Origin of the sequence: Chitinolyticbacter meiyuanensis (assembly GCF_008033135.1) — a bacterium.
Classification (GTDB): Bacteria; Pseudomonadota; Gammaproteobacteria; order Burkholderiales; family Chitinibacteraceae; genus Chitinolyticbacter; species Chitinolyticbacter meiyuanensis.
Map to the genome: position 1 here is coordinate 133213 of NZ_CP041335.1, position 21598 is coordinate 154810.

At 64.5% G+C, this 21598-nt stretch carries 25 protein-coding genes; 13 read left to right on the forward strand and 12 right to left on the reverse strand.

Annotation, left to right across the window (positions count from 1 at the left end):
• Nucleotides 1-1974, reverse strand: coding sequence for a DNA topoisomerase IV subunit B (gene parE, locus FLM21_RS00510; protein WP_148713689.1), 1974 nt, complete (start codon nucleotides 1972-1974; stop codon nucleotides 1-3).
• A gap of 282 nt (nucleotides 1975-2256) precedes the next feature.
• Here parE and FLM21_RS00515 point away from each other — a divergent pair, with 282 nt between their 5' ends.
• Nucleotides 2257-2610, forward strand: a complete 354-nt coding sequence (locus FLM21_RS00515; protein ID WP_148713690.1) for a globin family protein — start codon at nucleotides 2257-2259, stop codon at nucleotides 2608-2610.
• Here FLM21_RS00515 and FLM21_RS00520 read toward each other — a convergent pair.
• On the reverse strand, nucleotides 2583-3512 hold the full coding sequence (locus FLM21_RS00520) for an NmrA family NAD(P)-binding protein (protein ID WP_187360027.1): 930 nt from the start codon (nucleotides 3510-3512) through the stop codon (nucleotides 2583-2585). The two genes, FLM21_RS00515 and FLM21_RS00520, sit on opposite strands and share 28 nt — an antisense overlap.
• A 138-nt stretch (nucleotides 3513-3650) precedes the next feature.
• On the opposite strand from FLM21_RS00520, the gene FLM21_RS00525 reads away from it, so the two are divergent.
• A complete protein-coding gene (locus FLM21_RS00525; protein ID WP_148713692.1) occupies nucleotides 3651-4601 on the forward strand; it encodes an AraC family transcriptional regulator in 951 nt (316 codons plus the stop codon).
• Here the strand turns inward: FLM21_RS00525 and FLM21_RS00530 are convergent.
• On the reverse strand, nucleotides 4598-6088 hold the full coding sequence (locus tag FLM21_RS00530) for a YifB family Mg chelatase-like AAA ATPase (RefSeq protein WP_148713693.1): 1491 nt from the start codon (nucleotides 6086-6088) through the stop codon (nucleotides 4598-4600). The two genes, FLM21_RS00525 and FLM21_RS00530, sit on opposite strands and share 4 nt — an antisense overlap.
• Nucleotides 6089-6178: 90 nt before the next feature.
• Here FLM21_RS00530 and FLM21_RS00535 point away from each other — a divergent pair, with 90 nt between their 5' ends.
• From FLM21_RS00535 to FLM21_RS00545, 3 genes are read left to right on the forward strand one after another with little or no spacing between them, the layout of a single operon-like run.
• The gene (locus FLM21_RS00535) at nucleotides 6179-7216 is read left to right on the forward strand and encodes a sensor histidine kinase (RefSeq protein WP_246120794.1); all 1038 of its coding nucleotides are present in this window, start codon (nucleotides 6179-6181) and stop codon (nucleotides 7214-7216) included.
• Nucleotides 7182-7937 carry a LytR/AlgR family response regulator transcription factor gene (locus tag FLM21_RS00540; protein WP_148713694.1) on the forward strand — a complete coding sequence of 252 codons (756 nt, stop codon included), beginning with the start codon at nucleotides 7182-7184 and terminating at the stop codon, nucleotides 7935-7937. Before FLM21_RS00535 ends, FLM21_RS00540 begins: the two co-directional genes overlap by 35 nt.
• On the forward strand, nucleotides 7930-8340 hold the full coding sequence (locus FLM21_RS00545; protein ID WP_148713695.1) for a DUF2721 domain-containing protein: 411 nt from the start codon (nucleotides 7930-7932) through the stop codon (nucleotides 8338-8340). The genes FLM21_RS00540 and FLM21_RS00545 overlap by 8 nt, the downstream gene beginning before the upstream one ends.
• Before the next feature lie 63 nt (nucleotides 8341-8403).
• Here FLM21_RS00545 and FLM21_RS00550 read toward each other — a convergent pair whose 3' ends face one another.
• The 4 genes from FLM21_RS00550 to FLM21_RS00565 form a co-directional block, all read right to left on the reverse strand.
• Entirely contained in the window at nucleotides 8404-8775 is a 372-nt protein-coding gene (locus FLM21_RS00550; RefSeq protein ID WP_148713696.1) for a diacylglycerol kinase, read from the reverse strand.
• A 1-nt stretch (nucleotide 8776) separates the two neighbouring features.
• On the reverse strand, nucleotides 8777-9532 hold the full coding sequence (locus tag FLM21_RS00555) for a BPSS1780 family membrane protein (protein WP_148713697.1): 756 nt from the start codon (nucleotides 9530-9532) through the stop codon (nucleotides 8777-8779).
• 136 nt (nucleotides 9533-9668) lie between these two features.
• Nucleotides 9669-10868 (reverse strand): acetate/propionate family kinase, encoded by a 1200-nt coding sequence (locus FLM21_RS00560; protein WP_148713698.1) that lies wholly within the window; start codon nucleotides 10866-10868, stop codon nucleotides 9669-9671.
• Nucleotides 10861-12219 carry a bifunctional enoyl-CoA hydratase/phosphate acetyltransferase gene (locus FLM21_RS00565; protein WP_148713699.1) on the reverse strand — a complete coding sequence of 453 codons (1359 nt, stop codon included), beginning with the start codon at nucleotides 12217-12219 and terminating at the stop codon, nucleotides 10861-10863. Before FLM21_RS00565 ends, FLM21_RS00560 begins: the two co-directional genes overlap by 8 nt.
• A gap of 222 nt (nucleotides 12220-12441) precedes the next feature.
• On the opposite strand from FLM21_RS00565, the gene FLM21_RS00570 reads away from it, so the two are divergent.
• Entirely contained in the window at nucleotides 12442-12912 is a 471-nt protein-coding gene (locus FLM21_RS00570; RefSeq protein ID WP_148713700.1) for a hypothetical protein, read from the forward strand.
• Here FLM21_RS00570 and FLM21_RS00575 read toward each other — a convergent pair.
• From FLM21_RS00575 to FLM21_RS00595, 5 genes are all read right to left on the reverse strand, one after another.
• Complete coding sequence (locus tag FLM21_RS00575) at nucleotides 12909-13949, reverse strand: FUSC family protein (RefSeq protein WP_187360028.1); 1041 nt, start codon at nucleotides 13947-13949, stop codon at nucleotides 12909-12911. The genes FLM21_RS00570 and FLM21_RS00575 overlap by 4 nt on opposite strands.
• A 109-nt stretch (nucleotides 13950-14058) precedes the next feature.
• A complete protein-coding gene (gene aroG, locus FLM21_RS00580; RefSeq protein ID WP_148713702.1) occupies nucleotides 14059-15138 on the reverse strand; it encodes a 3-deoxy-7-phosphoheptulonate synthase AroG in 1080 nt (359 codons plus the stop codon).
• 96 nt (nucleotides 15139-15234) lie between these two features.
• Complete coding sequence (locus FLM21_RS00585; protein WP_148713703.1) at nucleotides 15235-15660, reverse strand: Fur family transcriptional regulator; 426 nt, start codon at nucleotides 15658-15660, stop codon at nucleotides 15235-15237.
• Complete coding sequence (dksA, locus tag FLM21_RS00590; RefSeq protein WP_148713704.1) at nucleotides 15660-16076, reverse strand: RNA polymerase-binding protein DksA; 417 nt, start codon at nucleotides 16074-16076, stop codon at nucleotides 15660-15662. The genes FLM21_RS00585 and dksA overlap by 1 nt, the downstream gene beginning before the upstream one ends.
• 130 nt (nucleotides 16077-16206) lie before the next feature.
• Entirely contained in the window at nucleotides 16207-16512 is a 306-nt protein-coding gene (locus tag FLM21_RS00595) for a c-type cytochrome (protein WP_148713705.1), read from the reverse strand.
• A gap of 181 nt (nucleotides 16513-16693) precedes the next feature.
• Between FLM21_RS00595 and FLM21_RS00600 the strand changes: the two genes are divergently transcribed.
• The 7 genes from FLM21_RS00600 to tolQ all read left to right on the forward strand — a co-directional run bounded on the left by FLM21_RS00600 (nucleotide 16694) and on the right by tolQ (nucleotide 21585).
• Nucleotides 16694-17554: an energy transducer TonB family protein gene (locus tag FLM21_RS00600; protein WP_148713706.1), complete on the forward strand. Its 861-nt coding sequence runs from the start codon at nucleotides 16694-16696 to the stop codon at nucleotides 17552-17554.
• On the forward strand, nucleotides 17554-18075 hold the full coding sequence (gene ruvC, locus FLM21_RS00605) for a crossover junction endodeoxyribonuclease RuvC (RefSeq protein WP_148713707.1): 522 nt from the start codon (nucleotides 17554-17556) through the stop codon (nucleotides 18073-18075). The genes FLM21_RS00600 and ruvC overlap by 1 nt, the downstream gene beginning before the upstream one ends.
• Nucleotides 18076-18149: 74 nt before the next feature.
• On the forward strand, nucleotides 18150-18449 hold the full coding sequence (locus FLM21_RS00610; protein WP_148713708.1) for a TFIIB-type zinc ribbon-containing protein: 300 nt from the start codon (nucleotides 18150-18152) through the stop codon (nucleotides 18447-18449).
• 99 nt (nucleotides 18450-18548) lie between these two features.
• The gene (ruvA, locus tag FLM21_RS00615; RefSeq protein WP_148713709.1) at nucleotides 18549-19151 is read left to right on the forward strand and encodes a Holliday junction branch migration protein RuvA; all 603 of its coding nucleotides are present in this window, start codon (nucleotides 18549-18551) and stop codon (nucleotides 19149-19151) included.
• Nucleotides 19151-19747 carry a phosphatase PAP2 family protein gene (locus tag FLM21_RS00620; RefSeq protein WP_246120873.1) on the forward strand — a complete coding sequence of 199 codons (597 nt, stop codon included), beginning with the start codon at nucleotides 19151-19153 and terminating at the stop codon, nucleotides 19745-19747. The genes ruvA and FLM21_RS00620 overlap by 1 nt, the downstream gene beginning before the upstream one ends.
• The gene (ruvB, locus tag FLM21_RS00625; protein WP_148713711.1) at nucleotides 19744-20787 is read left to right on the forward strand and encodes a Holliday junction branch migration DNA helicase RuvB; all 1044 of its coding nucleotides are present in this window, start codon (nucleotides 19744-19746) and stop codon (nucleotides 20785-20787) included. Before FLM21_RS00620 ends, ruvB begins: the two co-directional genes overlap by 4 nt.
• A 114-nt stretch (nucleotides 20788-20901) precedes the next feature.
• Nucleotides 20902-21585 carry a protein TolQ gene (tolQ, locus tag FLM21_RS00630; protein WP_444542097.1) on the forward strand — a complete coding sequence of 228 codons (684 nt, stop codon included), beginning with the start codon at nucleotides 20902-20904 and terminating at the stop codon, nucleotides 21583-21585.
• The last annotated feature ends 13 nt before the right edge of the window (nucleotides 21586-21598 follow it).

A 21598-nucleotide genomic window follows, 5' to 3' on the forward strand; every position in this document is an offset into this window, starting at 1 on the left:
TTACAGGTCCGCCTCCACCTCGTTGCCGCGGGCTTCCAGCCAGGCACGGCGGCTGCTGGCTTCGCCCTTGCCCATCAGCATGTTCATCAGCTCGCGGGTATTGCGGCTCACGTCGCCGGGCACGCGCACGCGCAGCACGCGGCGGGTATCGGGGTTCATGGTGGTCTCGAACAGCTGCTCGGCGTTCATTTCACCCAGGCCCTTGAAGCGGCTGATGCTCCAGGCGCCTTCGCGCACCTTCTCGGCGCGCAGCTTGTCGAGGATGGCGGTGAGCTCGCCCTCGTCGAGCGCATAGAACTTGCGCGGCGGCTTGTTCTTGCCGCTACCGGGCACATCGACACGATACAGCGGCGGCTGCGCCACGTACACATGGCCCGCCTCGATCAGGCGCGGGAAGTGGCGGTAGAACAGCGTGAGCAGCAACACCTGGATGTGCGAGCCGTCGACGTCGGCATCGGACATGATGATGACCTTGCCATAGCGCAGGTTCGACAGATCTGCCGCATCGTTCGGGCCATGGGCGTCGACGCCGATGGCCACCGCGATGTCGTGCACTTCGTTGTTGGCGAAGATCTGATCCTTGTCGACCTCCCAGGTATTCAGCACCTTGCCGCGTAGCGGCAGGATGGCCTGGAAATCCTTCTCGCGGCCGGACTTGGCCGAGCCACCGGCCGAATCGCCCTCGACCAGGAACAGCTCGCAGCGCTCGGTCTCGTCGCTGGCGCAATCGGTGAGCTTGCCCGGCAGCACTGCCACGCCGGACGATTTCTTTTTCTCCACCTTGGTGGCGTTCTTCTGCCGGCTTTGCGCTGCGCGGATGGCAAGCTCGGCCAGCTTCTTGCCCAGGTCGACATGCTGGTTCAGCCACAGCTCGAACGGCGGCTTGACCATGGTCGAAACGAGCTTGAGGCCATCGCGGCTGGTGAGCTTGTCCTTGGTCTGACCCTGGAACTGCGGATCGAGCACCTTGGCCGAGAGTACGAAGGAGCAGCGGCCAAACAGATCCTCGGGCAGCAGCTTCACCCCCTTGGGCTGCAGGCTGTGGAATTCGATGAAGGTCTTCACCGCCTGGAACACGCCATCGCGCAGGCCGGATTCGTGCGTGCCGCCGGCCGGGGTCGGGATCAGGTTCACGTACGATTCGCGGTTCACCGGGCCGGATTCGCTCCAGGTGAAGGCCCAGGCGCAGCCCTCGCCGGGCGCGAACGCCTCGTCGCCGGCATCGGCATACTTCTCGCCCTTGAAGATGGGGATCAGCGTGTCGTAGCCGGCGAGCTGCTCCGACAGATAGCCGGTCAGGCCATCCGGGTAGCACCATTCCTTGCGCAGGAATTCGCCGCCCGCAGTTTCCACATCCAGCGTCACCACCAGGCCAGGCAGCAGCACGGCCTTGGACTTGAGCAGGTGTTCCAGCTCGCCCTGCGGGATGGTCGGGCTGTCGAAATAGCGCGGATCGGGCCGTACGGTGACGGTGGTACCGGTGTCCTTCTTGGCCACATTGCCAAGCAGGACCAGCGGCTCGAGCACATCGCCGTCGGCAAATACGATGCGGTGCTGCGTGGCATCGCGCTTCACTTCCACTTCCAGCCGGGTGGACAGCGCATTGGTCACCGAGACACCGACGCCGTGCAGGCCGCCAGAGAATGCGTAGGCACCGCCATCCTTCTTGTCGAACTTGCCGCCGGCGTGCAGCTGGGTGAACACCACCTGCACCGTGGGCACCCCCTCCTCGGGGTGGATGCCGACCGGAATGCCGCGACCGTCGTCGATCACCTTCAGCGACTGGTCGCGGTAGAGCGTGACGTGGATCTTGCTGGCAAAGCCGCCCAACGCCTCGTCGGCGGCGTTGTCGATCACTTCTTGGCAGATGTGCAGCGGATTGTCGGTGCGGGTGTACATGCCCGGCCGGTGCCGGACCGGGTCGAGACCCTTGAGAACCTTGACGGCGGATTCGTCGTAGCGCGCTGTGCTCATTGAGAAAATTGCAGTGGAACGTTGCGCGGAGTCTAACAAATGCCGACCCACCCCGGCGATGTAACCGAACGTAATCACCCGGAACCGTTGCAATGACGATCCGGTCTTGTTGGAAGCACTTGGTCACCAACCGGTTGTGGATGCGTTCAGGGCACGCATCACGCTTCGCGATGCAGCTGGACCAACGCCCAGGCATGCGAGGTTTGGGCACGCAAATGCATCGCCAGCAGTGGTTGGTGCCAAGTGCAAACACAGGGCAGATAGAAAAACAGGAGTACCACGATGCAAAAACTTGCCAGCCTGATCGGCTTTGACACCATCGTCGCCGTTGTCGACGATTTCTTCCGCGCCGCGCTGCAGCACCCGATGCTGGCACCGTGGTTATCCCGCGCCAGCGACCTGCAACCCTACCGCCAGCGGCTGATCGCCTTCTGGTATGCCGCGCTCGATGGCGAGAGCTACCGCTTGCCAAGGCCGGCCAGCCAGTTGCCCGCGCTGATCGACGATATCGATCGCCGGCAATGGCGTTCCATCGAAACGCTGCTGCACCACGCGATCGATCGCCACGTGCCGGGCCATCTGGCCCAACACTGGCATCGGCGGGTGGATCAGTTGGGTGAAACCGTCGCGGTCTGAGCTGCGTCCTGCGGCAGGTTCGCATAGGTTGCGAACAGCCCCGGCAGCGCATCCTGCAGCGCGGTCGGTGTGGTGTTGGCCGCGTTGCGGCCCTGCGTTGTATGGATCAGGCCACTGTTGAAGGCTTCGACCAGTTCGACGCACAGCGCCGCCACGTCGGCCACAAAGCCAACCTGGCGCAAGCCCGCCAATAGCTCGGCCGAACTGATCTGCTGATAACGCAAATCGGGTCGGCCGGCATGCGCGGCGATCAACGCCGTCACTTCCACGAAATCGAGATCGCGTGGCCCTAGCAGCTCTTGGATCTGCCTGCCCTGCCAGTCTGGATCGCGCAAGGCAGCGATGGCGGCATCGGCGATATCGTGTGTCGACAACATGGGCAGCTTGATGTGTGGGGCAACGGCATCGGCATGTACGCCACTCGCCAGCATGGCCGGCAGCGCGGGGCCGAAATTCTCGAAGAAATGGCTGGGATGCAGCAGCAGCAGATCAATGCCGGCGAGTTCACCCAACCGCGCTTCATGCGCATGCAGGCTGCGGATCATGCCGGTGGCCCCGGCCTGGTCTGCGCCCAGGCTGCTGAGCTGCACCACCCTGGCCACGCCAGCCTGCGCGATGGCCTCGACCATCGCCGTGCTCTGCCGCTCCTGGCTGGCCAAGTAGCCAGGCTGGGTCAGGTCGTACGGCAGCAGCGTGTAGACCGCATCCGCGCCCTCGAAGGCGCGTGCCAGATACGCGGTGTCGTCGACTTCCCCCAGCGCGATCTGCGCGCCCTGGCGCTGCAAGGCCGCGAGCCGTTGTGCATCGCGCCCCAGCGCAATCACATCAATGCCGGCCTGCAACAGACCCTGGGTGATACGGGAACCGGTGCGACCGCTCGCACCCATGACTGCAATCTTCATCTCGGCACTCCTTGCTGTGGATGGTTCGTCCACTATCCACCGCCACATCAGGATGATCCATGATGATGAGTCGCTGATTCATGCTTCATCGTCCAGACCGTTTGGACGATGGTGTGATGCACCCGCTAAACTGCCCGCATGTATCCAGACGACGCATGGGTCTGTGTCGACCCGCTGGCCGAAGCGCTGCATTTCCTGCGCATGAATGGCCTGATCTATTGCCGCTCGGAGCTGACCGCACCGTGGGGCGTGGCATTGCCGCCACTGCCCGATTGCCTGATGTTCCACTTCGTCGCGAGCGGCAGCGGCTGGCTGCATGCCCAGGGCCGTACGCCGGAACCGTTGCGTGCGGGCGATTTCGTGTTGTTGCCCCACGGCCACGGCCATACATTGACCAGCGCGCCTGGCGTGGCGACGACCGACCTATTCGAACTCGATCGCACGCTGCTCTCGCCCCGTTTCGAGGTACTGCGCCACGGTGCAGGCGGCGAAGCCACGCAGGTGATCTGCGGCGCAGTGCACTTCGATGACCCCGCCGCGCACCGGCTGGTGGCGCTGCTACCGCCGGTGCTGCGGCTCGACGGCAGCACACACGGCCAACCTTGGCTGCACGATCTGTTGCGCTTCATGGCCGTCGAAGCGCAGACGCTGCAGCCTGGCGGCGATACGGTGATCGCCCGGCTCGCCGATGTGCTGGTGATCCAGGCCATCCGCGCGTGGATGGCCAGCGATCCGGCAGCCCGGCAAGGCTGGTTGGGTGCACTCCAGGACAGGCAGATCGGCCGGGCGATCGCGCTGATGCACCGCGATCCAGGCGAGGCGTGGACGCTGGCCACGCTGGCCAGCCAGATCGGCATGTCGCGTTCGGCCTTCGCCGCACGCTTCACCCAGCTGGTAGGGCAGCCCGCGATGCAATACCTCGCCGACTGGCGCATGCATGTGGCGCTGGCCAGCTTGAAGCGCAGCGCCGAGCCACTCGCCAGCCTGGCACTGCGCATGGGTTATCAATCCGAGGCAGCGTTCAGCCGCGCGTTCAAGCGGGTGATCGGCGTCTCACCGAGCGCGATCCAGCCGCAGCGCCAAGGTTAAAGCGCGCGGCGATACTGGATGGCTTCGGCGACATGGCCAGCGCCAATGCCGGCGGTGCCATCGAGATCGGCGATGGTACGCGCCACCTTGAGCACGCGATGGTAGGCGCGGGCCGACAGGCCCAGCCGCGTCAATGCTGTACCGAGTAGCGCGCGGGCCGCCTCGTCCGGCGTACAGTGCGTGTCGATTTGCCCCGCCTCCAATGCCGCATTGGCATGGCCTTGCCGTGCTTGCTGCCTTGCCCACGCACCGCCGACGCGCTCGCGCACGGCAGTGCTCGCTTCGCCGTCAGCGGCACCGGTGAGCGCGGTTTCCGGCAGTGCCGGGACCTCGACCAGCAGATCGACGCGATCCAGCAACGGGCCGGACAGCTTGCCGCGATAGCGCGCAACCTGATCCGGCGTACAGCGACACGCCTTCTGCGGATGACCAAGGTAACCGCAAGGGCATGGATTCATCGCCGCCACCAGCTGGAAGCGCGCCGGGAAATCGGCGGCATGCGCGGCCCGGCTGATCTGGATCTGGCCGTTTTCCAGCGGCTCTCGCAGCATCTCCAGCACTTTTCGATCGAACTCGGGGAGCTCGTCCAGAAATAAAACGCCGTGATGCGCCAGCGATACCTCACCCGGTTGCGGTACGCTACCGCCGCCCACCAAGGCCACTGCCGAAGCGGAATGGTGCGGGCTGCGATAAGGCCGGGCGCCGAACTGGGCAGGTGCAAAGCCACCTCGCCCCAGCGACTGGATGGCCGCGGCCTCTAGCGCCTCCTCGGTGGACATGGGCGGCAACAAGCCGGGTAAACGCTTGGCCAGCATGCTCTTACCGGTACCCGGCGGCCCGACCAGCAAGATGCTATGCCCGCCAGCGGCAGCGATTTCCAGCGCACGCTTTGCCTGGGCCTGCCCCCGTACGTCGGCCAGATCGGGATAGCTGGCTGACATGGCTGCGGTCGGTGTGCTAACTGCGGTTAGCATCTCGCCTGCCGCAAAATGCTTACAAATTTCCAGTAAGTGTTGCGCGCCGTAGACAGTGGCTTGCGGGATCAACGCGGCTTCGCTGGCGCTGAGCAAGGGCACGATCAGCGCACGCCCGGCCAGATGGGCGGCGCGTGCCAGCGCAATACCACCACGCACCGGGCGCAGATCGCCGGCCAAACCCAGCTCACCGGCAAATTCGTACTGCGCGAGCGTATCGGCAGGCAACTGCCCGCTGGCGACGAGGATGCCAACGGCGATGGCGAGGTCATAAACGCCGGACGACTTGGGGAGATCGGCCGGTGCCAGGTTCACCGTGATGCGACGGGCCGGGAAGTCGAAGCCAGAGACGGTGAGTGCTGCGCGCACCCGTTCGCGGCTTTCCCTCACTTCGGTGTCAGGCAGGCCCACCAGGTTGAAAGCAGGCAGGCCGTTGGCCAGATGGACCTCGACCACCACAGGGTGAGCATTGAGGCCCAACAGGGCGCGGCTATGGACGATGGCAAGGGACATGCAACGGGTCAGGGAGGCCCTGCTTGGCAAAATCGGACTTTGTTTATAGTGTAGGCAGCGCTTTCAACATAAACATTCAGCGAGCTCAGGGTGAATCCAGCGACCGAGCCGGACTTGTTGCCGGATTTCCGCAATATGGGCGTGGTGCTGCGCGTGCTCGTGTTTGCGCATCTGGCACTGTTCGTCTACTCGCTCATCGGGCTGTCCAACTGGACGCTATGGGCTTCGCGCTTCTCCGATGCCGTGCTCTGGCTGGAGTTTTCCCTGCTGCCGGCGCTGCTGCTGCTCGGGCTGGCGAGCCCTTTGCTCGCACGCCTGCCCTACAATTGGGGCGCCGCGGTGGTCTGCCTGATCGCCATCCTTGGCGGCAGTATCGGTCGGGCCATCGTGCTGCCTGTAGAAGGTGGCGGCCCGACGCTGCTCGCAGGCGCACTCGCCATCCTCGCCATCACGCTGACGCTGCTCGGCTATTTCCGTTTGCGCCAGCGTTCGCTGTCGCCGCGCCTGTCGGAGGCACGGCTCGCCGCACTGCAATCGCGCATCCGCCCCCATTTTTTCTTCAACAGCCTCAACGCCGTGCTGTCGCTGATCCGCTACGAGCCGGTGAAAGCCGAGCAGATGCTGGAAGATCTGGCCGACCTGTTTCGCGTGCTGATGAAGGACAATCGCCAACTGGCCCGGCTCGATCGCGAGGTCGACCTGACCAAGCGCTATCTCAATATCGAAGCGGTGCGCCTCGGGGCACGACTCAAGGTGGACTGGCATATCGACAACATGCCGGGCGATGCCGCGGTGCCGCCCTTGATGTTGCAGCCACTTGTCGAAAATGCCATCTATCATGGCATCGAGCCGGCGCTGGAACCGGCGCCGATCCAGGTCAATATTTTCCGCATCCGCGACCAGCTCCATCTGGACGTGCGCAATCCGCTGCCGCCAGTGGACGCGGTAAGACAGCATCAGGGGAACGGCATTGCGCTGGAGAACATCCGCGAGCGCTTGCTGTTGCATTTCGACGCCGAAGCCAACCTCACGACGCAAGCCGTGAACGGCTATTATCAAGTACACATTGTGGTCCCTTACCGGGAGATTGCTCATGACGACGCCATTGCGCCTTTTTCTGGTCGATGACGAGTTACCGGCGCTGCGCCGCCTGGAAGACGTACTGAACGACTGTGCCGCCGAGTTTCCACTGGAAATCGTCGGTACCGCCACCAACGGGGTGTCGGCGCTGTCGCAGCTGGCCGAGGCCGATGCCGATGCCGCCATCATCGATATCCAGATGCCGCAAATGAGCGGGATCGAATTGGCGCGTGAGCTGCAGGGGCTGTCGCAGCCGCCGGCGGTGATCTTTGCCACCGCCTTCGAGGAATACGGCGTGGCCGCCTTCGAAGTGCGCGCGATCGACTATCTGCTCAAGCCCATCCGGCGCGAGCGCCTGCTCGACGCGCTCAATCGCGTGCGCGAGCAGCGCGAGGCCAAGAGCGTGGCCGAACCGTCATCCACCGCGCGTAGCCATTTCAGCGTGACCGAACGCGGCCGCCTGCACCTGATCCCGGTGGCCGAGGCGCGTTACCTGAAGGCCGAACAGAAATACATCACGCTGCGCACCCGCGAGCGCGAGTACCTGCTGGAGGATTCGCTGACGCGGCTGGAAGAGGAGTTTGGCAGCCGCTTCGTGCGGATACACCGCAATTGCCTAGTCGCCCGCGATTCCCTGATCGGCTTCGAGAAGGTACCCTCCAACGGGGGCGAGACGCACTGGGTGGCCGTGCTGCGCGATGTGCCGGATCGCCTGGCCGTCAGCCGTCGGCAGCAACATGTGATCAAGGATTTCAAGAAGAATGGATGAGTTCAGCATTACGACGCCATCGCTGCTTTTCCCTGCGATTTCGTTGCTGATGCTCGCCTATACCAACCGTTTTCTTGCACTTTCCACCATCATCCGCCAGCTCTACGAGGCCCATCACCGCGAGCCGCATGCGAACAACCTGCGCCAGCTGGGCAACCTGCGCCGGCGCGTGGCGCTGATCCGCGGCATGCAGGCCTTCGGCATCGTCAGCCTGCTGTGCTGCCTCGTGTCGATGGTGCTGATGTTCGTCCACCAGCCGGTGGGCGCACAGCTGTTGTTCGGTGGCAGCCTGCTGTTGATGGTCGTCTCGCTGATGCTGTGCCTGGGCGAGATCCTGATCTCCGATTCGGCGCTCAACATCCTGCTGGCCGATATCGAATCCGAGCTGCGCAAGCTGGAGTGAATCGAGACCGACGACGAAAAAACGCCCGTGACCGGGCGTTTTTTATTGCGGCCTCGCGTGCAGTCAGCGAAGCAGTGCCAAGCCCCACATCAGCGCAAGATTCACCAGACAGACCAGTTGCGCGGCGCTGCCAAGATCCTTGGCACGCTTGGCGAGGTGATGCTTTTCCAGCGACGTATGATCGACCGCCGCTTCGATGGCCGAATTGAGCAGCTCGACGATGACGGTGAGCAGGTGGCTGGCGATCACTGCCACCCGGGCCCAGCCCGGCAGCGGCAGGATGAAGGCCAGCGGCACGCCGACACAGGCCAGCAGCGACACCTGGCGGAACGCCGCCTCGTTGTCCCAACCCGCCTTGAGGCCGTCGATGGAATAGCCCAGTGCATTGATCACCCGCTGCACACCGGTCTTGCCCTTGAATGGACTCTCGGACACGTCAGTTCCCTTCGCCAAAGATATCGATGAAGCTGGTGTAACTCACCAGCGCTGCGAATGGCATCAACACAAGCAGCGCCAACCCAAACGTAAGCGGCACAAGAAGCAGTACTGGTAGGCAAATCAGCGCGAGCAACGAAAACGGCAGGATGTTTCTGCAGCACGCCACTACGCTCAATTTCATCGCATCCATCGCCTTGAACCGACGGAGAACCACCAGCATGGGGGCATACATGAACGCACTATTCACCAGTTGCACCACCAGCCCACAAGTCAGCATGACTGCGAGTACACCGGCTGCGATTTCGGGGGATTTGAGAAGCTCAGGGGTCAACTGCCCTTTTGTGATCATCAACAGGTAGGGACTGCCGATTGCAATCATGATGACGAACAAAACGAACAAGGTGGAGATGCTCACAGCCAGCAGAAGCACCCCTGTCAGCAGCAATTCTCCAAGAGAGTGCTTGAACCCAACAAACAACCCACCAAGTTCAAGTTTCTTACCATTACGGGCAGCATCGATCGATGCGATCAGTCCACCAAACAACATGACGTTCAGTAGTGATGATGCCGTTCCCAGCAAAGGAATGAACATACAAAACAGCACCATCAAGAACATCAGCCAAAACATGGTGGACCACGTGAGGCCATGTACGGAGAACAGCATCCATGCATCCTTTAACCAGCGGATACAACCCGTCGGATTGATTCGCCGCGGCTCAAGCGACATATCGATGACCGCATCGAGGTCTTGCATCTGGCTACTCCGCGTGAAAGAGCCGCTATCGTAGGGATGGGACGAGGTCGCTGACAAGCGTCGCAGTATTGGCGTTCCAGATGAAGCGCGCATGACAAGGGCGGCCCGCGGGCCGCCCTTGTGCTGACTAGTGCGATCAGTGCGCCAGACAATGCAGCGCGTGGCGGGCGATCATCAGCTCTTCGTTGGTGGGAATCACATAGACGCTGACGCGACTCTCCGGCAGCGACACCCGCCGCGGTGCGCTGCTGCGCCCGGCATTGGCCGCCTCGTCGAGCTCCACGCCCAGCCAGCGCAGCTGTCGGCACACATCGCGACGCGTCAGCACGTCGTTCTCGCCGATGCCGGCGGTGAATACCAGTGCATCGAAGCCTTGCAGCGCCGTCGCGAGCGAGGCGCCTTCGCGGGCGATCTTGCTGACGAAGTAGTCGATGGCAAAGCGGGCGTGCTCGTCGTCGCTACCACGCAGCTCGCGCATGTCGCTGGAGAGCCCGGATAGCCCCAAGAGGCCGGATTGCTTGTACAGCAGGTCCTCGATGGCTTTGGCGTCGAGCTTCAGGTGGTTGAGGAAGTGCAGCACCACGCCAGCATCGATCGAGCCGCTGCGCGTGCCCATGGGCAGCCCTTCCAGCGCGGTGAAGCCCATGGTAGAGGCAATGCTGCGGCAGCGGTCGAGCGCCGCCATCGACGAACCATTGCCCAAGTGGGCAACCACGGTACGGCCCTCGGCGGCGCGGGTATCAATGCCGGGCAGGACGCTGGCGATGTACTCGTACGACAGCCCGTGAAAACCATAGCGGCGGATGCCCTCGGCTTCCGAGAGCTGGTGCGGCAGCGCGTAGAGCTGGTTCACGTCGGGTTGGGTAGTGTGGAAGGCGGTATCGAAGCACACCACCTGAGGCACCTCGGGCAGCAGCTCGGCTAGGATGCGGATCGGCGTGATGTTGTGTGGCTCATGCAGCGGCGCCAGCGGCACCAGCAGCTCCAGCTCGGCGATGACTTCCGGCGTAACTCGCTCGGGGTGCGAGAAGCGCCGGCCGCCATGCACCACACGGTGGCCGATCACCGCCAGCGTGCGTCCGGCGGTGTGCTCGCGCAGCCACGCCAGGATGTGGCGCAGCGCGCTGTCGTGGCTCTTGGGCTGGCTGGCCGGCAATGCTTCATCCGCAAGCTTGGTGTCGGCCGCATCCTTGGCCGAGAAATGCGGCTCGGTATAGATGCCTTCGACCTGCCCCTTGTACAGCAGGGTGGGGTCGGTCGAGCCTTGCTCGAACAGTGAGAACTTGATGCTGGACGAGCCGGCGTTGATGACGAGGATCAGTTGTTGCTCAGGCATGCGGGGCTCCCTTGCGACCGGCGTGCGCCACCAGCACCATCACGGCGGCGGAGGCGAGGCGGGTCTTCACATCATCGGCGCGGCTGGTCAGCACGATGGGCACGCGCGCGCCAAGCACGATGCCGGCCGAATCAGCACCGGCGAAATAGCTCATCTGCTTGGCCAGCATGTTGCCAGCCTCGATATCGGGTACCACCAGGATGTCGGCCTGCCCGGCCACCGGCGACTTGATGCCTTTGGTCTTGGCAGCGGACATCGAGATGGCATTGTCGAACGCCAGCGGGCCGTCGAGCACGCCGCCGGTGATCTGGCCACGATCGGCCATCTTGCACAGCAAGGCGGCATCGAGCGTCGACGGCATCTTGTCGTACACCGTTTCCACCGCCGACAGGATGGCGACCTTGGGCTCGGCGATGCCGAGGATGTGCGCGAGATTGATCGCGTTCTGGGTGATGTCCACCTTGCCGGCAAGATCGGGGGCGATGTTGATCGCGGCATCGGTTACCAGCAGCGGGCGGCCATAGGCGGGCACATCCATCACGAACACGTGCGACACGCGCTTGCCACTGCGCAGGCCGGTGGTGGAGCTCATCGCAGCGCGCATCATCTCATCAGTATGCAAGCTACCCTTCATCAGCGCCTCGGCCTCGCCATTGCGGCACAGTGCCACCGCCTTGTTGGCGGCGTCGTGGCTGTGCTCGGCATCGACGATGCGCACGCCCGAGAGATCAGCATCCTCGGCCTGCGCCAGCGCTTCGATCTTGGTACGTGGCCCAACCAGGATCGGGATGATGAGGCCGGCCTTGGCTGCTTCCAGCGCGCCCAGCAGCGAATCGTGATCGCAAGGATGGACCACGGCGGTGGGCACCGGCGGCAGATCGTCCGCCTTGGCGCGCAGCGCGGCGAACACGTGGTGTTGCCGCAACGTGAGCTGCGGTGGGTCATCGAAGCGGTTCAGCCGCTTTTCAGTGGGCGGAACCACCACGATGGGGCCGGAGGCGATGGTTTCGCCGGACTGGTTGGTGCAGCGGCACGCCACCACCACCTGCTTGGAGACCTCGTGCTTTTCCGTCACCTGCAATTCGATGGTCAGCTCGTCGCCTTCACGGATCCAGCCGTGCGATTTCAGCTCATGCCCGGCAAGGATGGAACCATTGCCTGGAAAGAAATTGACGGTGGTCGACGAGAACAACGGGAAGGCGCCGATGGCGGGCACGCTACACAACTCGCCCTCCCCGCGCGAACCGGCGATCATGCCGAACAGCGTGACGTCATTCGTCTTCACCGTGTGCTTGCGCGCATAGCGCATGCCCGGACGGATGTCGTCGAACAGGATGTTTTCGTGGACCATGTGTGCTCCTGCGGGGTCACCGGGTTTGGGCTGCGGAACATCGTAGGCGTGCGGATGTTGCACTGCAATGTCCGAGCCGCTTTCTGCGTCGCCGATACATGGATGGCATCGGCTGCAGACACCCCAGCATCATAGTTCGGCGAACGGCGGACGATCTTGGTTCAGATCAAGCCGCGATGGGCCAGGGTGGCGTGGCGGGCGCGCTCGTGGAATAGTCACGTCATGCGCCAGACCACCACCCATTTGATTTGCGCCCCCACGCTTGGCCAGCCCGCCACAGTGATCGATATCCACGCCGCCCCGGGCCTGTGGGTGGGCAACGATGCGCCACTGGTCTCGCTGCAGGCGGGCGGGGAACGCCTCGTGGTGCATGCGCCATCGGCCGGCGTGGTTGCCAGCCTCGTCGTCGCGGTGGATGACCAGGTCGGCAGCGATGAGCTGCTGCTGATGATGGAAATCGAGGAAGAGGAATCGGATTGGCTGGCGCTGGTCGACGGGCTACCCCCTGCCTGCGCCATCGCCGATGTGCCACCCGTTGCCGCAGTCCATGCCGATCTCTTGCAGGTCAGCCGCGATGCTGCGGCGCTGGCCGCCCGGCTCGGCGTCGATCTGTCGCAGGTCAGCCCTGGCCCCGACGGGGTGATCGACGAAGGCGCGGTCGAGCGCTGGGTACGACAGGCACTGGGCCGTTAGCGCCCGCCCAGGCGCGCCAGCAGGTGTCGCCGCGCTGCACTGTTGAACAGCGCCACGCCCACCAACGCCACCAGGGATCCCAGCATCACATCGTTCAGCCGCTCGCGCAGGATGGCCGCCCCGGCCGTACCGCCGGCCGGCAGCAGCGCAATCTCGAACAGCAGCAGGATGAAGGCCGTGAGCGTGGCGCTGTGCAGCCATACGTTGTGCACCATGGCGAGCGGCCGATAGAACGCCAGTGCCAGCACCCCGATCAGCAGCATCAAAGGATGCGGCGTCAGGTGGGCCAGCAGCCAGGCGCCGGCCACCCCCACCAGCGTGCCGAACGCGGTCTGGAACAAGCGGCGCAGGCTGTCCGGCCCATCCGGGCGAATGGCAAACAGCGTCGCCGCTGCCACCCAGGCCGGCCGTGCCGAGTGCAGGTCCAGCGCCAGCCACAGCGCGAAGCAACAGGTCGCGGCATAGCCCACAGCATGACGCCAGCCAGCCGTTTCACCGCGGGCGATCTGCCGCACGCTGTTGGCAAGCCCCGGGTGCTGGCGTGGCAAGGCGCGGGGCCAGAACAGGCTGTCAACGCCCACAGCAACCAAGCCCACCGCGATGCCGACGGCAGCGAAGGCCAGCGCTTCAGCCGGCGGCGCGGGAACGAACGCGTAGAGCAGGAAGGCGAGTAGCGCGAAGCGGAAGATCGATTCCAGTGCCACGCCGCTGCCATCGGCCCAGCTGGTCCCCAGCGCCAGCGCGGCGAACAGCGGGAACAACCAGGGCGAGTTCGCACCGACCAGATGGCCGAGCACGGCCGCCCCCACGATCAACGCCAAGCCTGCAGCCTGCGTCAGCAACCGGTGGCGCAACGTGCCGCCGAAATCGAGAAAGCTGGCATAGAGCCCGCCGATGGCGCCGAACAGTACGCCCCACGGCTGGCCGATGGCGAGTGCGGCTATCGCTGGCACGGCCACGGCAAGCAGCGCGCAAAAGGCCTTGCGCCAGGGCAGCGGCGCATTGCGCGGGGTGAGCAGATGCAGTGGAAGCGCCATGGCAAGCTCGGTACGACGACAAGCCAGCATAGCGAGGCCGTGCAAACGTGGGCAACGCCAAAAACGACAACGCCCCGCAAAGCGGGGCGCTGGCTAGCAAGCAATATGCTCAGGCGGTGGCAGTTTCCAGCCGGCTGAAGGCGCGGCGCTCGGCTACGGCATTGGCCAGATCGGCCAGCAACTGCTCGGTGCTTTCCCAACCGATGCAAGCATCGGTGATCGACTGGCCGTAGCAGGCTGCATTGTCGCCAATCAGGTCCTGACGTCCTTCGACCAGGTGCGATTCGATCATCACGCCGAACAGGCCGTCGTTACCGGAAGAGATCTGCGCACAGACGTCGTTGCAGACCTCCACCTGACGGCGGTAATCCTTGCGGCTGTTGGCATGGCTGAAATCGACCATCACCTTCTGCGGCAGGCCGGAAGCAGCCAGGTCCGCCTGGGCGGCACGCACATGGTTGGCGTCGTAGTTCGGCTCCTTGCCGCCGCGCAGGATCACATGGCAATCCGGGTTGCCGGCGGTGGAGACGATGGCCGAATGGCCGTACTTGGTCACCGACAGGAAATGGTGCGGGCGCCCGGCGGCATGGATCGCATCGATGGCGATCTTGAGATTGCCGTCGGTACCGTTCTTGAAGCCGACCGGGCAGGACAAGCCGGACGAAAGCTCACGGTGTACCTGCGATTCGGTGGTGCGCGCGCCAATGGCACCCCAGCTCATCAGATCGGCCATGTACTGCGGCGTGATCATGTCGAGGAACTCGCCTGCCGTCGGCAGCGCCATGTCGTTCAGGTCGAGCAGCAGCTTGCGCGCGATGCGCAGGCCGTCATTGATATTGAAGCTGCCGTTGAGGTACGGATCGTTGATCAGGCCCTTCCAGCCTACGGTGGTACGCGGCTTCTCGAAATAGACCCGCATCACGATCTCGAGGCGATCCTTGTACTGCTCGCGCAGCACCTTGAGCTTGCGGCCATATTCCAGCGCGGCGTCGATATCGTGGATGGAACAGGGGCCGACGATGACCAGCAGGCGATCGTCCTGATCATTCAGGATGCGATGGATGGCCTGACGGGATTCAAATGCAGTGGCCGACGCGGTCTCGGTGACAGGATATTTCTCGAGCAGCGCGATCGGGGGCAGCAGCTCCTTGATCTCGCGGATGCGTACGTCGTCGGTCTGGTATTGCATGGGCGGTCCTGACAGCATGGCGACGACTCCGAGGATAGCGCTGAGGCTATCGTATGTCGCAATGCATTAAATTTTGGCGAAGGGCTAGATTAGCGCCTATCGACAGTCCGCGCAAATGCCTTTGACCGTGATTTCAACGGCTTCGGCGGCAAAACCGGAGGGAAGAGTGACCGGCAGATCGGCGCTCACATCCTCGAGGCAATAGAAATGCCCGCAGACGTGACAGTGGAAGTGCGCGTGCCGGTGCGGCGCCGGGGACGATACCGAAAAACGCCAAACGCGATCATCGCCCGCCAGCTTGTGCGCGAGGCCCACTTCCGTCAGCCATTCGAGCACGCGGTAGACCGTGACGCGGTCCGCCTCGTCATCGAGCGCGGCTAGGACGTCCTGATGCGACAGCGGCCGGTGCGCATCGAGCAGCGCCTGCAGCACCTTCACCCGCCAGGGGGTGATGCGCGCGCCGGACCGGGCGACCAGCGCGCGGGCGCCGGTCTCGCGATCAGACGCAACGGCGCGGGTCATCAGTCGGCGTACTGCTTCTTCAGCCGCTCGCGACGTTCCTGCGCTTCCAGCGACAGCGATGCTGTCGGCCGGGCGAGCAGGCGGGCAAGGCCGATCGGCTCGCCGGTGTCCTCGCAATAGCCGTAGGAGCCGTCGTCGATCTTGCGCACGGTGGAGTCGATCTTGAGCAGCAGCTTGCGCTCGCGATCCCGGGTGCGCAGCTCCAGCGCATACTCTTCCTCGAGCGTGGCGCGGTCGGCCGGATCGGGGGTGGCTTCCTGCTCCTGCAGGTGCTGACTGGTCTGGTTGGCGTTGGCCAGCAGCTCGGCCTTCATCTGCAACAGCCTATCCCTGAAGAACGCCAGGTGATCTGCGTTCATGTAATCCTCTTCCGGACCATTCCAGGCGAGGATGTCTTGTTCCGTGAGTTTGGCCATTGTTGTGCTCGCTTCTCAGAACTGCAGCGGCGGGTACCTTACGGCACTTTACCGCCAAATGGGCAGGGAGCTTAATCAGTTGGCGTGCGCTACGCAATACGCACGAACACCGCCTGTTCAGACCCTCCTGCTACTGCGCCAGTACCCAGTGCACGATGGTGCGCAGGTCCTGGTCGCCAATCTGCTGCGCCGGCATCGGGATCTGCCCCCAGACGCCAGCGCCGCCCTGCTTGATCTTGGCCATCAACTTCGCTTCGATGCCTTTCTGGCCCCGGTACTTCTTCGCGATGTCCTTGTAGGCCGGGCCGACGATCTTGTGATCGACGGCATGGCAGGCCAGGCAGTTGTACTTGGCCGCCACCTTGGCACCATCTTCGGCCGCATGGCTACAGGACAGGGCAAGGGCAAAAACCAGGGTCGGAGCTAGAACGCGCATCTGATTCTCTCTTACGTGAGGATATAGCGCAGTTTATGCAAGGCCCCCACCGCCCGCAACGCAACAGCCGGCCGTGTATCCCGCGTGGCGCAACGGTCACCATGGTCGCACGCAGGGCGGCGGACCCCCATGCTACACTCGCCCGATTCTCTTTTACTTGGCATTGCTTACGGAACCACCGATGGATCGCGCGCAACGTTTCATGGCAGTCGCCGTGCTCCTGTCCGTGCTGGTGCACGCAGCGCCCATCTTCGGCATCCGCTTCGTGATGCCCGACCCGCGCACGCTGTTCTCCGGCCAGCCGCTGGAAGTGGTGCTGGTGAACCAGCGCACCGAGAGCGCGCCGACCAAGGCCGACGTCGAAGCCCAGGTCAATCTCGACGGCGGCGGCAACACCGATGCCGAGAATCGCCGGGTGAAGAGTCCCCTGCCGGTGCAGGCGCAAACCAGCTCGGTCGAGCTCGAACGCACGCAACGCAAGCAGAAGCAGCTGGAGCAGGAAGCCCAGCAGCTGATGACCAAGCTCGATCGCCGCGAGGCCACGCTGCCCGCGCCGCAAAAGAGCGACAAGCCGGCGGAATCGCAGGACGGGCTCGATCCCGAGGACCTGCGCCAGCAGGCGCGCGAGCTGTCCGGCTCGGCCGCCCAGATCAGCAAGCGCTGGGAGCAGTACCAGACCCGGCCGCGCAAGACCTTCATCGGCGCCCGCGCCAAGGAATACCGCTTCGCCCGCTATGTCGAGGACTGGCGGATGAAGGTCGAGCGCCTCGGCAACCTCTCCTACCCGGTCGACAAGTACGGCCAGAAGCTCTACGGCCGCCTGCTGCTCAACATCGAGATCGATGCCAGCGGCAATCTGATGCTGGCCGAGGTCGCCAAGTCCTCGGGCAACGCCGAGCTCGATGCCGCTGCCATCGCCATCGTCAAGCGGGCTGCACCGTTCGGCCCCTTCCCGCCGGAAATCCGCAAGGACACCGACATCATCGGCATCAGCCGCACCTGGACCTTCGCCAAGGGCGACTCGGTGATCGGGGACGATTGATGCGCGTGCTCGGCATCGATCCGGGCTCGCGCGTCGCCGGCTTCGGCGTGATCGACGTGGCCGGGCAGAACCGGCATTACGTCGCCTCCGGCTGCATCAAGACCCCCACCAACGGCACGCTGCCCGAGCGGGTGAAGGCGCTGCTCGACGGCGTAGCCCAGGTCGTGGCCACTTACCAGCCCGACATCGCCGCGGTCGAGATCGTGTTCGTCAACGTCAACCCGCAATCGACACTGCTGCTGGGGCAGGCCCGCGGCGCGCTGATCGCCGGCCTCGTCACCGCCAACCTGCCGATCGCCGAATACACGGCGCTACAGGTGAAGCAGGCGGTGGTCGGCAACGGCCACGCCGACAAGGACCAGGTCGGCCACATGGTGCAGCGGCTGCTGCGGCTCTCCGGCATGCCGCAGGCGGATGCCGCCGACGCGCTCGCGGTGGCGCTGACCCACGCGCAGCATCAAGGCGGCGTGGCTCGGCAGCTGGGCAGCGGGCTGACCATCCGTCGCGGCCGGCTGGGCTGAACCCGCATCACGCGAACGGAACTCGTCGGCACGGCAACCCGTCTCAGCAGCTTTGCCTGCCTGAGGAATGAAGCATGGATTGTCCCGTCTGCAAGACCGCGCAACTGGTGATGAGCGAGCGCGCCGGCGTCGAAATCGACTATTGCCCGCAATGCCGCGGCGTGTGGCTCGATCGCGGCGAGCTCGACAAGATCATCGAGCGGGCCACGCGCGAGATGGCACCGTCCCAGCCGCCGGCACCACAGCCCGCCCCCGCCTACCAGCAGCAACCGCCGCAGCAATTCCAGCAGCCACAGCAGTATCACGGCGATCACTACCAGAAGGGCCACAAGCCCTATCGCAAGAAGAGCTTCCTGGAAGAACTGTTCGACTGATCGCCCAGCGGTTCGGGGCGCACGCATGCCATCGCGCCGCCACTGCGGCGCGATTTCGCATCCACCGTATACTGGCGGCTTTCTTCCCGGGTTTCCCTCATGATCGGTCGCCTTGCCGGCAAACTGCTGGAAAAACAACCACCGCAGATCGTGCTCGATGTGCACGGCGTCGGCTACGAGCTCGATGTGCCGATGAGCACCTTCTACGTGCTGCCCGTACTCGGCGCCGATACCCAGCTCTACACCCATCTGGTAGTGCGCGAGGATGCACAGCTGTTGTACGGCTTCGCCACCCGTGCCGAGCGCGACCTGTTCCGCCACCTGATCAAGATCACCGGCATCGGCGCCAAGATCGCACTGGCCATCCTCTCCGGCCTGTCCAGCGACGAGCTGGCATTGGCCATCGCCGGCGAGGACGTGGCACGACTGTCCAAGGTGCCGGGCATAGGCAAGAAGACAGCCGAGCGACTGGTGCTGGAGCTGAAAGGCAAGCTCGGCAGCCTGCCGACCACGCCGGCTGTCGCTGCCAAGGTCAGCGGCCCGCTGTTCGCCGCCGGCGACGCCACCAACGACATCCAGCACGCGCTGTTGGCGCTCGGCTACAACGAGCGCGAAGCTACCGCGGCGATCAAGGCGCTACCGGTCGATGTCGACGTCAATGACGGCATCCGCCTCGCGCTGAAGAGCCTCGCCAAGGTGTGATGCGGGCGGGCGCACTGACCGCCGCGATCGCGGCCCTACTCTACCTGCTGCTGGCGGCCAGCCTGTCCGCGTCCTGGCTCGGCCAGCTCGATACCGCCGCCTTTGCCTGGCTGTACGACGCCCGGCCCGGCTGGGTCGCCACCGCGCGGGCGCTGGGCCTTGCCGGTAGCCTTGTCGGCACGCTGCTGGTCGCCAGTGTGCTCGGCTGGCTGCTGCGCCAGCTCGGTCGCCCCGCCTGGCCTGGCCTGCCGCTGTTCCTGCTCGGCACCTGGGGCGTGAACTGGCTGCTCAAATACCTGACCGATCGGCCGCGACCTGCGCTGGAAGCGCTGATGCACACGCACAGCTCGTCCTTTCCCAGTGGGCACGCCATGGCTGCCGCTGCGTTGGGCTTGGCCGCCGCTGGTTTGCTGGCACGGCGCTGGCCGCACCACCGGCAGCTGTGGTGGGCGCTCGGCCTGGCGTGGCTGCTGGCTGGTGGCCTCGCCCGCGTGGTACTGGGCGTGCATCATTTCTCCGATATCATGGCCGGATACATGGCGGCCGTGGTACTGGTCGCCGGCTTCCACTTCCTTGCCAGCCGTTATTGCCGATGATCGAAACCGACTCCCTTTCCGCCGCGCCGCCCGAGCGCATCGTCACCGCCAAGACGATGTCGCAGCAGGAAGAGGCACTGGAACGCGCGCTGCGGCCCAAGCTGCTCGACGAGTACGTCGGCCAGAAGAAGGCGCGCGGCCAGCTGGAAATCTTCATCGAGGCGGCCAAGAAGCGCGGCGAGGCGCTCGATCACGTGCTGCTGTTCGGCCCGCCGGGCCTCGGCAAGACCACGCTGGCGCACATCATCTCGCGCGAGCTCGGCGTGAACCTGCGCCAGACCAGCGGCCCGGTGCTGGAGCGCGCCGGCGATCTGGCGGCGCTACTGACCAATCTGGAACCGCACGATGTGCTGTTCATCGACGAGATCCACCGCTTGAGCCCCGTGGTCGAGGAAATCCTCTACCCGGCGCTGGAGGATTTCCAGCTCGATATCATGATCGGCGAGGGCCCGGCCGCCCGTTCGGTCAAGCTCGACCTGCCGCCGTTCACGCTCGTCGGCGCCACCACGCGAGCCGGCATGTTGACCAACCCCCTGCGCGACCGTTTCGGTATCGTCGCGCGGCTGGAGTTCTACACGGCCGAGGAACTGACTCGCATCGTCGAGCGCTCGGCCGGGCTGCTGAACGTACAGATGGAGCAGGAAGGCGCGTTCGAGGTGGCACGCCGCTCGCGCGGCACGCCGCGGATCGCCAACCGCCTGCTGCGCCGGGTGCGCGACTACGCCGAGGTCAAGCACGACGGCGTGGTGACCCGCGATGTCGCCGATGCTGCGCTCGTCATGCTCGATGTCGACCATGCCGGGCTCGACGTGATGGACCGCAAGCTGCTGTCAGCGGTGATCGAGAAGTTCGGCGGCGGCCCGGTCGGGCTCGACAATGTCGCCGCCGCCATCGGCGAGGCCTCCGACACCATCGAGGATGTGCTGGAACCGTATCTGATCCAGCAGGGCCTGCTGCAGCGTACACCACGCGGCCGCATGGCCACCTTGCTGGCCTACCAGCATTTCGGCCTGCCGGCACCGCGGCAGGATGGCGTTTGAAAGCTTGCAGTGAGCAGGCAAACAGCGAATGCAATGCATTTGCGGCATTATTACGGGTCATCATCGGCCGTCCTGGTGTAAAAACGGCCTGAACACGAATCGAGGGAGAACAGGGTGGACGTCGCAATCGGCGCACAAGACATGTCGATACTGACGCTGGTGCTGGAAGCCAGCTTCGTCGTGCAACTGGTGATGGCGCTGCTGGCGCTGCTATCGCTGCTGTCGTGGTGGCACATCTTCAGCAAGTTCTTCACGCTGAGGTCGGCGATTCGCCGCACCGACGAGTTCGAGGACCGCTTCTGGAGCGGCACCGACCTCGCCGCGCTGTACGACAGCACCCGGCGCAACAACAACATCGGGCTGGAGAAGATCTTCGTCGCCGGCTTCACCGAGTTCCAGAAGCTGCGCCAGCGCGGCGGCATGGAGCTGTCGGACATCATGGACGGCACCCGCCGCGCCATGCGTGCCGCCACCCAGCGCGAGCTCGATTTTCTCGACAAGCACACGGCCTTCCTTGCCTCGGTCGGCTCGGTCTCGCCCTATATCGGCCTGTTTGGCACCGTGTGGGGCATCATGCATGCCTTCCGCGGCCTGGCAAACGTGGGCCAGGCGACACTCGCCACCGTCGCCCCCGGCATTGCCGAAGCACTGGTCGCCACAGCAATCGGCCTCTTTGCCGCGATTCCGGCCACCGTGGCCTACAACCGTTTCGCGCACGATGTCGACGGTCTTGCCAGCCGCTTCGATGCCTTCTCCGAGGAATTCCTCAACATCCTGCAGCGGCAGGCCGCGAAGTAAGGGGAGCACCATG